Raw genomic sequence first — 16,197 nt, forward strand, 5'->3', positions numbered from 1 at the left:
ATAAGGGATCGATCCTCCCTAAATTGGGATTTTGAGGTGCGCTTTTCCGCTCTTCCTGATCATTCTTATCAACGGCCTCCTCCTGCTCAACACTTGTCCTGCCGGAAGGTTTCCCCCCCGGAATAGGAACTGTTTATGGCGTGTCTGCTCCAGCTATTTACTCCGGCAACACCGGACACATTGCCGCCAACGTGATGAGCGGAAACGGATTGTCCCTTACCGTTTTTCTTGGACGGGGAATCCTTTTGAGCGGAACCAGCTTCTTTGCCTGCAGTACGGCTGGTGTTTTTGCTGTTTACCGTTGGACTGGACCTGTTACCGGAACCTTCAGATTTGGTGCTGCTGAAACCGGATCATCATGGCAATACCCGTAAACATCCACATCGCCGCCTGCAAAGCCGATGGGATCAGGCTGGATAAAACGGCCAATGGCTGGGGCGTATTCACGATGTCCGAAATGGACCAGCCCGGTATCCGGGTCGTGGATTCCTGCTGCGAACCCCAGCGGGAGTCTGATGCGTTCATTGGTATCGACAATGCTGTTTCCAAACGAATCACGGATTATCCGCTTTACCTCACTTCCGCCGCCATCAGCAACCATGTAGATTGTTCCGACCTGATCTGAAGCAAAGAAATAGACCTCACCGTTGTAATGCATGGAAACAGGATCGCCTTCATCATTGTAGGCGAATTCCATGCGGTTGCTGCCTTCTCCATCTGCCACAATAGAAAGCCGGGTGAAATCATCCCAGCTGTAACTTTCAACGGTTTTACCGTTCAGCTGCTTGGCCATGCGCAAGCCGTGCGGGTCTATGATGTAGGAAACCCTGTTCCCATCGGGCAGACTTACCTGCTGCAACTGACCGGAATGATGATATTCGTAACTCGTAACATCAGCACCATCCTGCTTCCTGACCAAGCGTCCCTGATCGTCATAGGAATATTTCGCTGTCCCGGCCTGCTCCAGACGCAAGCCCGGACCGTAGGTAAAACGACGCTGTCCGGTCTGGGGGGTGGCACTGAAATAGCGTTCCCCGGATTTGCCGTAGAGATATTCCTCGATGAGCCGCTCATCCTTCCAGACCTTGTGCAGCCTGCCTCCGGCATCATATTCGTAATGCAGATGGTGATCTTTGGGTTCGAGTGAACAAAGCTTCTCCGCAATGCGACCATCTTCATTCCTTTCTGTAGCCAGCACGGAAAAAGGCTTTTCACTGCCGGGAGCCATGAAAGGGGTTATCCGCAGCGCAGCTTCGGGGTCTAACTCCACACCGTCACGCTCGAATTCATCATGCAGATTCTGCCCTATTCCGGGTTGCGGTTGTTGCGGTTGCTTGGGGGTAAATTCCTCAATGAGCTTTTTGCCGTACCCGGTTTGCGCCAGATCCTGTGCCAGTTTGAAGTCCGGGTTATCACGCATGAAGCGGAAGTGCGCCAAACGCTTGCGCCATTCGTAGCGTTCCTTGGCAATTTCCCATTCCTTCTGTTTCTGTTCCCAGCGGGCTTTGGTTTCAGGGTCCATCATGGACGGATACATGCGCTCACCACGGGAGAATCCGGACAAATCAGGTTTCGGCTCATGCAGAACCGTGGCCGAGGACGGGGAGTAAACCTCCCACATGTGTTCGACCTGCACTTCAGGGGATTCATTTTCGCCGTACATGCGCAGGGCGAGGCTCAAATCTTCTCTTCGTTTAGGGCGCAGGGTAAAATCATTTCGTGAACTCATAAAGTTATCCTTTTGTTTTAGTTGAAAATAAAAGCCGCAGGAAACCATTTCCCAGACAGCCGATTCCCTATCCAAAACAACCGGATACAAAACATGGCGGACCCGAGTTACCCGACTCAGGTCCGCCATAAAAAACTTCACCCTATTTGACCGCGCAATCAATCCGGCCTATAAAACCCGCAAGCGAGCAAACAGATGACGGCTGACTTTATTCGGTCCATTCCAAAATAAAGCCTGACCGTAAACCTTTAACGTGCCAGCGAGGGGCCATGAAAGGTAAAAATAAAAAAGACGCAATCCTATATGCGGCTCAGGAGATTTTCGGACGCTACGGCTATGCCGGAACAACTGTAAAAATGATCTCCGAACGGGCAGGTGTGGCATTCGGGCTGGTCTCCCACTATTTTGGGTCAAAAGAGGAACTCTTCATCACTGCAGGGGTAGCAATTGTTGAAGACCTCACTGAATATTTAAGTGCGGAAACCCGCAAAGCCACCAACGGGCTGGAAGGCATCCAGACCTTCATGCGCAGCTATCTGGGCTACACCCTGCAGCACCGCAACACCTTTCCGGTGCTACTGCGCTGTTCTCCTTTTTCCGATGTGCAGATCGAGCTGGACAGAACCCGTATTGCCGTTAAGTTCCAGCAGCTTCTGAACGTCATCCGCGAATCTGTGGAACGCGGCATCGAAGACGGTTCAATCCGCGATCTTTCTGTCGATGACACCACGACCATCGTCTATTCAAACATCGTCGGTACGGTCAGGACCAGATTCCTCTCCCCCTATGATCTGCCCAATCTCTACGAAGAAACTACGGATTTTGTGGTCCGCAGCATAAAAGCCAGAGATTAATTCTACCGATATTTCATATCCCTAAAAAAGCCGTGCACTCCAATGAGTGCACGGCTTTTTTAGCTTGCAGGAAACTTGACAGATTTGCGTTCATCCCCCATCTTGCCTGCATGCAAAACCATTTCGAATACAGCAGTAAAAACAGCAAGACGGCTTTATCCTTACTTATGTTGATCGGGGCGACTCTTTTCTGTCTGCTCAGTCCGGTTAAAGCATCCGCCCATCCGCACGTATTTGTGGACTGTTCACTGACATTTGAATTCAATGATAAAGGCCTTGCCGGGGTCCGCCAAAAGTGGTGGCTTGATGAAATGTTCTCGGCCATGATCCTCGGCGATTTCGATAAAAATCATGATAGCAAGCTTAGCCCGGATGAAGCCACTGCCCTGGAACAAGGAGCCTTCGTCAACCTCAAGAACTTCAACTACTTCACACGCATCCTTGTCGACGGTAAGGAACACACCCCGGTGGAAGCTGTTCAGTTTAAGCCCTCCATTGAGGAAGGAACCCTTGTCTACAATTTTTTCGTGCCCCTGAATATATCCGATGGCGCCAAGCATGTTGTTATGGTCGCCATATATGATGAAAGCTTTTATACTGCGGTCCAGATGGACCCCCGGAACAAGGTTCTCGGCTTAAGCGGCAAGTTCCAGACCAGTCTTGAATTGGAACCGGTTTCCGAAATGGCCTACTTCTTTGACCAGATCGTGCCCGAAGCAGCGGTACTGACCATGCAAGGCAAATAAAAGACATGAAAAACACAAACATCCTGCTTACTCTGATATTGACTATTACTTTCTCTTTCTGTGCAATAGGCGCCCAAGCGCAGCAGACCAACCCTTTCCTTGCACCGCAAAAGCAGGAAAGCAAACAGCAAAGCACTCCTTCTCCTTTCACTGCCGCACCCTCTTCCCCTTTCAGCTCTGCCCAACCGCAGGCAAAAACCGTTCAAAAAGACTGGAGCGGGGGAATTTACACTAAAGCCATGGTCAAAATCACCCTCCTGCAAAAGCAGATACGGGCCAAACTGACCGGTTTTGCACGGGAAATAAAAAAAGAACCTTACGGAAAATCATTCTGGATGTTCCTTGCCTTTGCCTTCATGTACGGGGTTGTCCATGCTGTCGGCCCGGGACACGGAAAGTCCGTTGTCTGCGCCTATTTCATAACACGGGGCGGCTCTATGGCGGCAGCAGCATTCATGTCCTGGGTAATCACGCTGGTACATGTCGGATCAGCGACCATCGCTGTCTGCGCTGCTTATTTGTTCCTGAAAAACGGCATGTCCGGCTTTGAAGCCTTTAACCGCCATTTACAAACTGCAAGCTACGGTCTGGTCGCACTGATCGGGCTATGGTTGTTTACTGAAGCCGTGCGTTCTTTCTACAAAGACGACCGGGAAGAATGCGAAACAAAAGGCCGGGGATCACTCAAGGAAATCACCACTGTTGCTTTCGTAACCGGAATTGTTCCCTGTCCGGGCGCAGCCATCATTCTGGTCTACACCCTTTCCACCGGAATCCTTAGCGCAGGGCTTTGTGCAATGGTCTTTCTGGCTACCGGAATGGCTGTAACCACTTCCGGCTTTGCATTCGTAGCCGCAAAAGCCCGCAATGCCATGGACCGCAGTAACTTCAGCCGCAGTGTCAGAATTGTTTACTCCATACTTTCCTTGCTTGGGGCAACAGTCATTACAGGCTTCGGGCTGCTCATGCTTTCCGCCCATCTTTCTTAGAACAACTTCAACAGACTTCCCCACTTTATTAAATCCGGCGATGACAGGTTCCATCAACAATGCTATAAGATAGGTCAGCCTCCTACATCGAACAGACCATAGGACACTCAAACTATAGACCCAGAATAACCCAAGTTGAAACAGCCCGCCTGCCGGGAGCTTAAATTATCGCCTCGGGAGACCCTCAAACGATGATCACTCTTGCCGGATATGATAATATTTCCACCCTTTTCAAAGGGAATGACACAACCCTGTGCAGGGCGGTCAGGGGATATGACGACTTTCCCGTGCTCATTAAGTTCCCCACCTCAGAACCGCCTGCTCCACGACTGCTGGCAGGTTTAAAAAATGAATATGCCACCACGCAGGAAATCGGTAACACAGCCATAATTCAGGCTGTGACCCTGCAACGCACCAACAATTCTCTAGCCCTGATCATGGAAGATAAAGGATACAACCTGCTCAGCTCCATGATCTCCCAGTCCGATATGGATCTGCGCCAGAAACTGCAGATCGCTATTCACCTTATCAGCTCTATCAACCATATCCATACCAAGGGTTTCCTGCACCGGAATATCCGCCCGGACAGTGTTGCCGTAACACCGGATCTTAGGGAAGCACTACTGACCAACCTGCAAAACAGTTCCCGGATAACCGACTCCTTCACCCAGAACTCGGCGGAGCTGATTTCCACAGACAATATTTCCTACATTTCCCCGGAACAAAGCGGCAGAGTGAGCGCAAAACTGGACCGCCGCTCTGATTTCTACTCAATGGGTGTGACATTGTTTGAACTTTTCACCGGACGCAAACCCTTTACTGCAGAAGACGACCTTGAGCTGATTCACTGCCATCTGGCCAAAGAACCCCCGACCCCGCAAAGCCTTAATCCTGAAATTCCGACCCCGTTGTCTGAGGTGATCATAAAACTGCTCTCAAAGAACCCGGGAGACAGATACCAGTCCGCACACGGTATCAAGCACGATCTTAAATCGTGTCTACAAATCATCAACGAAGGTAGTTCCATCAATGATTTCACGCCCGGATATCAGGATATTTCAGAGATTTTCACCCTGTCCCAAAAACAGTTCGGCAGAAAAGCGGAAAAACAGATACTTAAGGATACCTTCAGCAAGGTAATGCTGGGCAGCTGTGAAGTTGTCTTTATCCGTGGAGAGACCGGGAACGGCAAAAGCACACTGGTGCAGTCCTTCAGCAAGCATGTCTACAAAGAGAACGGGGAATTTATCTCCGGAAAATTCGACCAGTTCAGGCGCAATCGCCCATACAGCGCTCTGATTCAGGCTTTTCAGGACCTTCTACGCAAACGCCTGTCCAGCCCGGCCCCGGTAATCAATGCATGGAAGAAAAGAATCACCAGTGTACTGGAACAAAATGCCAGCCTGATAACTGAAGTGCTGCCGGAACTGGAACTGCTCATAGGAGAACAGGAACCTCCGGCAGAACTGAATTCCACGGAATCCAGAAACAGATTCAACCTTGCTTTCAAAAACTTCATCAAGGTTTTCCCGAGCATCGATAAGCCGCTGGTTCTCTTTCTGGACGATTTGCAATGGGGAGATCTATCCACCATACAACTGCTTAAGCGTCTGCTGGAAGATCAGGAAACCTCCCATCTGATGCTCATCTGCGCTTTCAGAACCAACCAGCCGATGAATGACGCCATACAAGAACGCATCAACGAGATTGTGGAACTCAATCCTCGGGCGCACACCATCACTCTGGACAGATTGAAAATGCACCATGTGCATGGATTTATAAGCAGGACCCTGCGCAGCGAACGCAAGCGCACTGAAGAACTGGCGCGAATGATCTACAACCGCACAGGCGGTAACCCCCTCTTTGTCCGCGAATACCTGCTCAATATGTACCGGGCGGACCTGATCAAATTCAACAGCTCCAAAGCCCGCTGGGAATGGGATCTGCAGGCCATCCGGGATATTTCCATGGACGGCAATCTGGTTGAGCTGATGGCTGAAAAAATCCTTACCCAGCCCCGTGAAGGGCAGGATGTTCTAAAAACAGCCTCAGGAATAGGATGTAAATTTGACCTGCGCATTCTGCTGGAAATTCAGGATCTGCCGCACGAGATCGTTATAGATTATCTGGGACTGGCCCTGCAGGAAGGATTAATTGTTTCCGATGAAGGCTCCACAGCCCTGAACATAGACCCCGAGTCACAATCCGGGCCGCACTATCTTTCTTTCATGCATGATCGGGTGCAGAAGGCGGCCTATTCCATGCTTAATGCAGAGGAAAAAACAAATCTGCATATGTCAATAGGTCAGGCCATTCGCGATATATGCTCTCCCATGGAACTGGAAGAAGCGACATTTGAGATTGCCGCCCAGTACGGCATGTGCATCAGTGCTATTAAAGATCCACACGAGAAAAAAGAAATCTCGTCATTTTTCATTAAAGCAGGCAGCAAAGCCAAAAGAAGCTCAGCCTTTGAAATGGCCGCAGGCTACTTCTCCACAGCTGCAAGATTGCTGGGACCGGAAGGCTGGAATTCACGTTACAGGGAATGTTTTGATCTACATCTGGACTGGTACGAATGTGAATTTCTGAGCAAATCAATCAAGCAGTCTGAAAATGTTTTCCAAAAACTGCTGGAGCATTCAAAAGAACGCAAAGACACCACTAAAGCCCAGCTATCCAGAATTCAATTGTACTCTGACCAGAGCAGATACCATGAGGCTGTAAGAATCGGTCTGCAAACCTTGACGCAATACAATGTACAACTGCCTGAACATCCCGGTAAAATTGCCCTCGGTTCTGAAATACTGAAGACAAAAGCCGCCCTCGGCACACGGGATATCAGCACCCTGTACCACCTCCCTGAGATGAAGTCCGAAGAACATCTGGAAATAATCCATCTGCTGATGCAGATCATTGCTCCGGCATACATGTATAACAAAAAGCTGGCGGTCTACATCATCCTCAGGATGATTCGTTTTTCGATCAAGCACGGCAACGCAGCATTCTCGCCATTCTGCTATATGTTTTATGCCGTACTTCTGGCTTCACGAAATTTTGATTTCAAAAACTCAAAAAAATTCACCAAACTTGCTGTGGATTTGAACAAAAGATTCGGAACCCCGGAACTGGAAGCTAAAATAAACATGCTCCGTGGGGGAATGCACGACCACTGGCATGTGCCGCTTCAGGAAAACATCAGCACCCTCGACAAAGCTTTCAATTGCGGACTGATGAACGGTGATAACACCTACGCCCGTTATGCCGGATATATTGCAGTTCAACTGAAATTCCTGCAGGGACAGCACCTCTCAGAAGTATACAGCCTTGCGGACCGATATTTGAACTTTATCCATAAAAACCAGAATACCATGAGTTCCGGGGCCATCAACCTGACCTTGCAGCTATGTAAAAGCATGCAGGGCAAAACCTACACCCCCGGCCATCTGGACGATTCCGGATTCAGGGAAAAAACACTGCTCAGCAGTGCCAAAAGCAGCGGCTCCGAAGTACTTGAACACTGGACTTCGCTTTCCAAACTGATCGCACTTTCATTCTTCGGTTACCACTCCAAGGCCATTAAACATATCAACATGCTCTACGATAAGATTGAGGATGCTCTTTTCGGCATGTACTACATTGCAATATTCCATTTTTTTAGCATAATAAACATGACTGCCCTCTTTGATTCGTCAAATACAAAAACCCAAAATTTATATCTTAGACGCATCAGACATTCCCTTTCTCGCCTTAAAAAATGGGAGAAAAACTGTCCTGATAATTTCAGTCATCTTTACCTGATTGGAAGTGCCGAGTATGCCCGGATAAAAAAGAAAAACAGCTCTGCCATGGCTCTTTATGAAAAGGCCATTGAACTCTGCTCCACAGCCGGACACAATAATTTCAGCGGACTGGCCTGTGAGCTGGCCGGTAGATTTCATTCCTCCATCGGCGGTCCCCATTCGGCTATTGCCCTATTATCCGAGGCCTGCCACTACTACCGGGAATGGGGGGCATCTGCCAAAGTACAACGACTCCTCAATGAATATCCGCAATTATGCGACAGTTCCGGCAATTTCAACTATAATGACCATGCAGGAGATAAAGACAACAGCCCCCTTGATATCTCGGCGGTAATCAAGGCTTCACAGGCTATTTCAGGAGAAATAGTTCTGAACAGACTGCTGGATAAGCTCATGCGTATCGTCATTGAAAACGCTGGAGCGCAAAAGGCTACCCTGCTCCTGAATAACAAGAATAAACTGGAACTGACCGCCCATGCCTTTGTATCAGAACACGGCATCACCACCCAGCCAAACCCGGACCCGAATCAGGAATTATATTGCCGCAGCATTGTTAACTACGTTCTCCGTTCGAAGGACAACATTGTGCTGCGCGATGCCGGGGCGCAGGGGCCGTTCTCCATCGACAGTTACATAATCAGAACCAAGCCCAAATCAATTCTGGCTATGCCGGTCATCAACCAGCAGATAATGCGCGGTGTTCTGTACCTTGAGAACAACCTCAGTCCGGGGGTTTTCACCGATGACCGTCTAGAAGTCCTGAATCTGCTCTGTTCACAGGCTGCAATTTCAATCCAGAATGCGCGGCTCTATTCTGACCTGCGTGATTCTGAAACACAACACCGAACCCTGCTTGAAAGCATCAACGTCGGGGTATTCAGGGCAGAAGTCGATGTGGACGGGATGCTGCTAAAGGCTAACCGTGCACTGGCTGAAATGTTCGGATACCGAAACTGGAATGAAATCAGGAAAACACAAATCAGAAGCCTCTATGTTAAGCCGGAACTCCACCAGACAATTGCCAAGGAACTGTTCGAAGGCGGCATTGTCCGTGACCGTGAAATACAGATGCGCCGCAAAGACGGAACCCCCATCTGGGTAAACATGACAGCTTCCATTGAAATGGACAGCAGCAAACAGAACTGCCTTGAAGGCGTGCTTGAGGATATAACGGAAAAAAGACAGGCTCAGGAATTTGAAAAAGCGAAAGTGGCTGCTGACGCAGCGAATGCTGCCAAGAGTAATTTTCTGGCCAGCATGTCCCATGAAATCAGGACCCCCATGAATGCAATTCTGGGCATGGCAGACTTACTTTGGGAATCCCGCCTGAGCAAGATCCAACGTAACTATGTAAAAATTTTCAGAAATGCAGGTGAGAATCTGCTTCTACTCATTAACGACATCCTTGATCTCTCGAAAATCGAAGCCGGACAGATCACTCTTGAGGAGATAGATTTCAACCTTGAGGAGCTCTTTGAAGAAATCGGCTCTATCTTCGCACTCAGAGCCCAGATTAAGAGCATTGCTTTCTGCTGGTACATCGCGCCGGATGTTCCCCGGATCATCACCGGCGACCCAACCCGCATACGGCAGATTATTGTCAATCTGGTAGGCAACGCCCTGAAATTCACCGAAAACGGAGTAATCACTTTTGAAGCGGGCATAACCGAGAAAGGCTATCTGCGCATTCTGATTAAAGACACCGGAGTCGGCATACCGGAAGAAAAGATGAATTCAATATTCGACACCTTTTCACAGGCCGACTCATCCACCACCAGAAACTTCGGCGGAACCGGCTTGGGCCTTTCAATCTGTACCCGCATGGTAGTGAGTATGCAGGGTGGAATCTTTGTTTCCAGCACCAAAGGCGAAGGGTCAACATTTGCCTTTACCATCAGCGCGACATATCCCATGCAGCCGGAGTTCTCCCCACCGCTGAAGAACATAGCCTTTTTGCTGATAGACCGGGACTCTATCTGCCGGGACTTCCTGAGTCGCAGTCTGGAAGACTTGGGAGCAACAGTCTTCAAAGCTGAAAACCTCAGTGATTCATCAGCTTTTGCTGCTGAAATTTCACTTTCTTCTTATGAGCAGAGTATTCTTCTGGTGGGTCGACCTGCCGGAGATGACGACCGTTTTGAAGTACTGAAAAAACTGAAACACGGTCCATGTCTCAACTGGAAATTAATGATGATAATGGAAGCCAAACCACAGCCCAGAGCCACCGCCCGGGCGAAGCAACTTGGAGCGACATATGTGCACCGTCCGGTCCATCCACAAGCCATTGTGGAGGATCTGCGTTATGCATGTATTTACGAAAATACACCTGAGAACAGTTCAAACGTCCATGAGACAACTGCTGAACCAGATAGTAGCCAGATCGAAGACCCTAGCCATCAGAATTCTGCTCCCTTAGAGCAGTACAATATTTTACTGGTAGAAGACTCCGAAGATAACCGCATGGTTATCGGCCTGTTCCTGAAAGATACACCATATCAAATTTCATACGCTGAGAATGGTCAGGAAGGATACGAAAAATTCAAAGAAGGAAAATTCGGAATTGTGCTTATGGATATCCAGATGCCAATCATGGACGGGTATGAAGCCACAAAAGCCATCAGGGAATTTGAAGCTGAGAATGAGCTTCCCCCGACACCGATCATGGCCCTGACCGCAAATGCCTTTCAGGATGATGAACAAAGGGCACTGGCTTCCGGATGCACCGCACATATGGCCAAACCGGTTAAAAAGAAGAAACTGCTACGCACCCTGGAAGAATTCCTGAAACAGGAAAACTAGGCTGTTTTCTGCAGGATCCGGAAATAAGCAACGATTACCACCTGCTGGTCAGGACATTCCGCCAGCTGGGCTGTATCAATCGCTCATAATCCTTCCCGATCTGGGCCAGCCCGGTCATTACACCGGAAAGGCTGATAGCGAAAGGCTTCATGAGCCTTAAAGGATATTGTTCGTTCTCCAACTGAAATCCGGTAGAACTATCCAGCACTGTCAACATCTCATCCGGTGTACGTCCCACCTGCACAGCTTCGGGAAAGAAACCGGCTTCTATTGTCTGCTCCTGTAAACCGTCAAACAAAGTCTTACATATAAAAATAAAATCTTCTTTCCAGAGGCTTCGGCCGCTGCTTGGCAGGGTTTCATTGCAGATGAAATGCAGCTTGCGTCCTTCCAGAAAGCCGTAGCTATCCACTTTTTTGGCATCGGCAACCAAGACATTACCCAAGCCTAGATGCCCCAAGACTTCGTTGGTTCTTTCAGCAACTATCTGATTGCGCTCAATACCGACCAATGCGGAAATTCCAAATCCATTGCGCCGGGCTTGGACGTCCATCGCCAGCATCAGGACACCTGTTCCCGAACCGATATCCAGACCGGTGAAGGGTTCTCCATGAAGCTTTGGTTTTGATTCAGCAATGGCTTTAAAAATATGTATTGTTTTAGGCAGATCGGCCAGCATGCACAATGCAAATCCATATGAAAGCAGCTTTTTGCGCAGTTCCAGACAATTTTCCAGCACATCACTGCCCAGTCTGCGATGTACAAACTGATCAAAGAGCAGGGAAACTTCTTTTAATTCCAAAATCTGTTCATGTGATCCCGGATAAACATAAGTATAGAAATATTTGACCAATATATTCAGCAACAACGGACCGTCCAGCTGCACCGCAGGATTCCCTGCTTCCGCAAGGTCTTCAATCAGAGAAGTTCGGCGATAATTTTTTTCCGCTAAAATAGTGTCTTCCATTGCCGGACGATGCAATAAACGCAAACTTGCTTTTTTAATCACTATCCACACCTGCCTTTTTTTATACTGCTGACCGGATTCAAATATAACGCTTTTTGCAGCCTATGACCACTCAATTGCAGCCGGAGTCATGAATGTATTACTTGACCTTTGCGCTAATCCTGATACGGACAACCCAGCACTTACGGTGAACGCATCTTATAATAATGGGCAAACCCCCTTTACCAGAGTTCACCGCCACGATCAAAATAGCAACACGCAGGTAATATATCATGTCCCAGAATGTAGATTCCAAGATTAAAAAGGAAGTTGAACGCCGCAGGACTTTCGGCATCATCAGTCACCCTGATGCCGGTAAAACCACCCTGACCGAAAAACTGCTCCTCTACGGTGGAGCTATCCAGATGGCCGGAACGGTTAAATCCCGCAAAGCCAACCGCCATGCCACTTCCGACTGGATGGCAATGGAACAGGAACGTGGCATCTCCGTAACCACATCGGTTATGAAATTCAACTACCACGATTACGAGGTCAACCTTCTGGACACCCCCGGTCACCAAGACTTTTCCGAAGATACCTACCGCGTACTCACCGCAGTAGACTCTGCACTCATGGTTATCGACTGTGCCAAGGGTGTTGAGGTTCAGACCAAGAAGCTGATGGAAGTCTGCCGCATGCGCGATACTCCTATCATCACTTTCATCAACAAAATGGACCGCGAAGGTATCGATCCTTTCGACCTCCTGCAGGATATTGAAGATACCCTGCAAATCGAATGTGCCCCCTTGAGCTGGCCCGTAGGTATGGGTTCCGATTTCAAGGGAACCTACAACATCCACAAAGGCGAACTTCACCTTTTCTCCGCCATCCACGGTGGTGGTATCCAGAAAGGTGAGGTTATCAAAGATCTTTCCGATTCCCGCCTTGATGAACTGCTCGGCGATCAGGCCGACCAGCTGCGCGAAGAACTGGAACTGCTCGAAGGTGCGGGCTATCCTTTTGACAAGGAACGCTACCTTGCTGGTAAGCAGACCCCGGTCTTTTTCGGCAGCGCCATCAACAACTTCGGGGTACAGGAAATGCTCGACTCCTTTGTAGAGCTGGCCCCGCATCCCAAGCCGCGTGCGACCACCACCCGCGAAGTGTCTCCCTTTGAACCAGATTTTTCCGCTGTGGCCTTTAAGATTCAGGCCAACATGGACCCCGCACACCGTGACCGCATCGCTTTTATGCGTATCTGTTCCGGTAAATTCCAGCGCGGCATGAAGGTCCGCCACCACCGCATCGGCAAGGAAGTACAGATTGCCAACGCGACCATCTTCATGGCTCAGGACCGTACAGGGGTCGAAGAAGCATATCCCGGAGACATCATCGGCGTTCACAACCACGGGACCATCAAAATCGGTGATACCTTCACCGGAACCAAAGAAGAACTTAAATTCACCGGGATTCCCAACTTTGCTCCCGAACATTTCCGCCGCGTAATCCTCAAGGATCCGCTTAAAAGCAAACAGCTCGACAAAGGCCTGCATCAGCTGGCCGAAGAAGGCGCAGTACAGCTCTTCAAGCCGCTTGGGAACAATGACAAGATTCTCGGTGCGGTCGGACTGCTCCAGTTTGATGTAATCATGTCCCGCCTTAAGGACGAGTACAGTGTTGCCGCTCTCTACGAACCAGTGGAATACCATACCGCCCGCTGGATCAGCAGTGATGATCAGAAAGAGATCGACGGAATCAAGAAGCGCTACCCCCGCTTCGTAGCCCTTGACGGCGATGATAACCTGACTTTCCTCGCACCCAGCCAGTGGCGTCTTCAGCAGGCTGAAGAGGAATGGCCCAAGATCAATTTCAACAAGACCCGCGAACATCAATAGAATTAATTTGATGCGCTTTGCGCTTTTAAGAATTTAAGATGCCTTCGGCGACTCTCCGAGGGCCCTTTCAGGGAGACCAAAGGGACTAAGCCCCTTTGGAATCCCTAGTAAGCTTTCGCCCACTTGCGTATCCAGACGTACACAAGTTTCAGAGTTTGGACGCAGAATTTTACAGACAGCTTAGAAAGTGCCAGCTGCAAGGCTCAAGGCCAAACGCTGGAACGACGTGTATCCAGACATACACGAGTTTCAGAGTTTGGACGCAGAATTTTACAGACAGCTTAGAAAGTGCCAGCTGCAAGGCTCAAGGCCAAACGCTGGAACGACGTGTATCCAGACATACACGAGTTTCAGAGTTTGGACGCAGAATTTTACAGACAGCTTAGAAAGTGCCAGCTGCAAGGCTCAAGGCCAAACGCTGGAACGACGTGTATCCAGACATACACAAGTTTCAGAGTTTGGACGCAGAACGAAGCAGATGGTGCTTTATAAGCTGTCTGGGGTTGACGAAGGCTTGTTTGCCTAATATTCAGATGTGACAATTTTTATCCTGCTCGCCCGTGGTTTTTCAGGACATAACCCTCCTGAAGCATCACGGGCCGGTAGGAATTCGTTGTTTCCATGTAAGGAAATGTAATTACTACCGGGCTTAATATTCTATGCAAGTACCTGAACAATATAAGAGAAAATTTACAAAAGACGAAATTAACGAAATGCCCCTCAGGCAATACGAAGGGCCGATTAAACTCATTGACCGGGAAGAAGACGTTCCGGCAGCCGTTGATGAACTGATCAGCTGCAAGCTTCTCGGTTTTGATACCGAGACCCGTCCTGTTTTTCGTAAAGGAGTATCATACCCCCCTTCCCTGATCCAGCTCGCGACAGAAGAGTGCGTTTACCTGCTGCACCTTAATCACATTTCCCTGTCCGATTATATTAAGGAAGTTCTGTCTTCTGCCGATATAATCAAAACCGGAGTCGCGGTTATCAATGATGTTAAGGAATTGCGCGATGTTTCCCCCTTCGAAGGAAGGGGTTTTGTAGATCTAGGTGATCTGGCAAGATCACTGGAAATGCAGACCAACGGTCTGCGCAATCTGGCCGCAAACCTGCTCGGATTCCGCATTTCAAAGGGCGTCCAGTGCTCCAACTGGGGCCGCAAGGAACTGACTCCGCAGCAGATTACTTATGCAGCAACCGACGCATGGGTAAGCCGTGAAATTTACCTAAAATTTCAGGACCTCGGAGTCCTTTAACCGTTTTTGGGATCACCATGAAAGTCAGATTTTTTCTCTTCGCCCTGTTCATCATGATACTATCTGCTCTTCCGGCCTTTGCTCAAGAAGATTGCTCTGAGCTGTTCAAAGCCGAACTGGAAAACCTTTCCGGCGTTGAATCCGTGATCCGGAACAAAAGCGGCTTTCTTGCCATACTGGATAATTCCAATCGCAAGAAAGCAGTAAGTATTGTTTCTAAAATTAATAAGCTGCGTAAAAGCGGAAATGGCCAGTGTGACTTTTCAGGTACTGCTGTGGTGGTCATGGACGATAATTTTGACCAGATCAAAAGTGTATCTTCAAACGCTCTGTCCAAAAATGAAATCACCAGACTTCTTTATGACTACGTATACAAGCTCAGCCCGGTTCAGGTCGAAGAAAACCTGAAAGGCTACCAGAAACTTTCAGAGCTGGCTCCGAAAGATAAATACTACAAAGCTCGCGTAGAACATTACACCAATAGGTCCGAGCTGGTAAAAACAAGGGCCGAATACATTGCCCGCTGCGTAAAAGAATTTCCCAAAGATAAAAAAATTCTGAATCTCAAGGTCAAAAGAGACTTTTATCTATTTGTAGTCGCTGGAAATACTCCGCTGAAGACCGCCCAGAAATTTATGGACAGGGTTGCTAAAGAAATCCCCCGCCCGGATAAAAAAATGTGCGTCATTGCCTATAATGCGGACCTGAACAGCAGACAGACCAGCTGTCCTGCTGAATATCAGCAGATGCTGCACTCCAACGAAGAAGAACTGCTAATGCGGCACGTACAATCCCTGCCGGGTTACAAAGTGCAGCAGAACATCAATGGCTACACTGCCCTTAAAAAGCTGAACCCCAGCTCCACTTTGTACACAAAAAAGCTGGATATCTACGAAGAAAAAGAAATAGGCCTGCAGCGTTTTCTCAATTTGAGAACTGCCTCCGGCGATAAGCTGATCAGCAGAAGCAGCAATCGCGGAGCCACACTTTACGCAACAATCAGCAAGCAGGCGCTCGACGGGAAATCAGATTCCGCAAACCACAAACTTTTTCGCTTACTGACCGACTACTATGCGGTCAGCGGCTATGCATATAAAAAATGCGTACTCAAGGATTCCGTCGGAAAAACACTGGGAACAATTTCCTGCGACAAATCACGCTGCACATTTAAACAGTAGTT

General features: G+C 48.8%; 9 protein-coding genes. 7 read left to right on the top strand and 2 right to left on the bottom strand.

Annotated features, from left to right (window positions below):
- Positions 1 to 295 precede the first annotated feature (295 nt).
- Positions 296 to 1,729, bottom strand: coding sequence for an RHS repeat domain-containing protein (locus ACNI29_RS06620; RefSeq protein ID WP_419781413.1), 1,434 nt, complete (start codon positions 1,727 to 1,729; stop codon positions 296 to 298).
- A gap of 269 nt (positions 1,730 to 1,998) precedes the next feature.
- Between ACNI29_RS06620 and ACNI29_RS06625 the strand changes: the two genes are divergently transcribed.
- The 4 genes from ACNI29_RS06625 to ACNI29_RS06640 all read left to right on the top strand — a co-directional run bounded on the left by ACNI29_RS06625 (position 1,999) and on the right by ACNI29_RS06640 (position 10,920).
- Entirely contained in the window at positions 1,999 to 2,583 is a 585-nt protein-coding gene (locus ACNI29_RS06625; RefSeq protein ID WP_419781414.1) for a TetR/AcrR family transcriptional regulator, read from the top strand.
- A gap of 110 nt (positions 2,584 to 2,693) precedes the next feature.
- On the top strand, positions 2,694 to 3,329 hold the full coding sequence (locus tag ACNI29_RS06630) for a DUF1007 family protein (protein WP_419781415.1): 636 nt from the start codon (positions 2,694 to 2,696) through the stop codon (positions 3,327 to 3,329).
- Between the two features lie 5 nt (positions 3,330 to 3,334).
- Complete coding sequence (locus ACNI29_RS06635; protein WP_419781416.1) at positions 3,335 to 4,318, top strand: nickel/cobalt transporter; 984 nt, start codon at positions 3,335 to 3,337, stop codon at positions 4,316 to 4,318.
- A gap of 191 nt (positions 4,319 to 4,509) precedes the next feature.
- Positions 4,510 to 10,920, top strand: coding sequence for an AAA family ATPase (locus ACNI29_RS06640; RefSeq protein ID WP_419781417.1), 6,411 nt, complete (start codon positions 4,510 to 4,512; stop codon positions 10,918 to 10,920).
- A 34-nt stretch (positions 10,921 to 10,954) separates the two neighbouring features.
- Here the strand turns inward: ACNI29_RS06640 and ACNI29_RS06645 are convergent, their stop codons facing one another.
- Entirely contained in the window at positions 10,955 to 11,929 is a 975-nt protein-coding gene (locus ACNI29_RS06645; RefSeq protein ID WP_419781418.1) for an SAM-dependent methyltransferase, read from the bottom strand.
- 230 nt (positions 11,930 to 12,159) lie between these two features.
- Here ACNI29_RS06645 and ACNI29_RS06650 point away from each other — a divergent pair, with 230 nt between their 5' ends.
- From ACNI29_RS06650 to ACNI29_RS06660, 3 genes are all read left to right on the top strand, one after another.
- Positions 12,160 to 13,761 (top strand): peptide chain release factor 3, encoded by a 1,602-nt coding sequence (locus ACNI29_RS06650; protein WP_419781419.1) that lies wholly within the window; start codon positions 12,160 to 12,162, stop codon positions 13,759 to 13,761.
- Positions 13,762 to 14,420: 659 nt separating this feature from the next.
- Complete coding sequence (locus tag ACNI29_RS06655) at positions 14,421 to 15,017, top strand: 3'-5' exonuclease (RefSeq protein WP_419781420.1); 597 nt, start codon at positions 14,421 to 14,423, stop codon at positions 15,015 to 15,017.
- Between the two features lie 17 nt (positions 15,018 to 15,034).
- On the top strand, positions 15,035 to 16,195 hold the full coding sequence (locus tag ACNI29_RS06660) for a hypothetical protein (protein ID WP_419781421.1): 1,161 nt from the start codon (positions 15,035 to 15,037) through the stop codon (positions 16,193 to 16,195).
- Positions 16,196 to 16,197: the final 2 nt, after the last annotated feature.

Source organism: Maridesulfovibrio spiralis (SeqCode), assembly GCF_048571135.1.
GTDB lineage: Bacteria > Desulfobacterota > Desulfovibrionia > Desulfovibrionales > Desulfovibrionaceae > Maridesulfovibrio > Maridesulfovibrio spiralis.

What these genes read in the sequence shown, in the direction of transcription:
- ACNI29_RS06660 (WP_419781421.1), top strand. Translation starts at nt 15,035, where the DNA reads ATGAAAGTCAGATTTTTTCTCTTCGCCCTGTTCATCATGATACTATCT.
- ACNI29_RS06640 (WP_419781417.1), top strand. Translation starts at nt 4,510, where the DNA reads ATGATCACTCTTGCCGGATATGATAATATTTCCACCCTTTTCAAAGGG.
- ACNI29_RS06625 (WP_419781414.1), top strand. Translation starts at nt 1,999, where the DNA reads ATGAAAGGTAAAAATAAAAAAGACGCAATCCTATATGCGGCTCAGGAG.
- ACNI29_RS06620 (WP_419781413.1), bottom strand. Translation starts at nt 1,729, where the DNA reads ATGAGTTCACGAAATGATTTTACCCTGCGCCCTAAACGAAGAGAAGAT.
- ACNI29_RS06630 (WP_419781415.1), top strand. Translation starts at nt 2,694, where the DNA reads ATGCAAAACCATTTCGAATACAGCAGTAAAAACAGCAAGACGGCTTTA.
- ACNI29_RS06655 (WP_419781420.1), top strand. Translation starts at nt 14,421, where the DNA reads ATGCAAGTACCTGAACAATATAAGAGAAAATTTACAAAAGACGAAATT.
- ACNI29_RS06650 (WP_419781419.1), top strand. Translation starts at nt 12,160, where the DNA reads ATGTCCCAGAATGTAGATTCCAAGATTAAAAAGGAAGTTGAACGCCGC.
- ACNI29_RS06635 (WP_419781416.1), top strand. Translation starts at nt 3,335, where the DNA reads ATGAAAAACACAAACATCCTGCTTACTCTGATATTGACTATTACTTTC.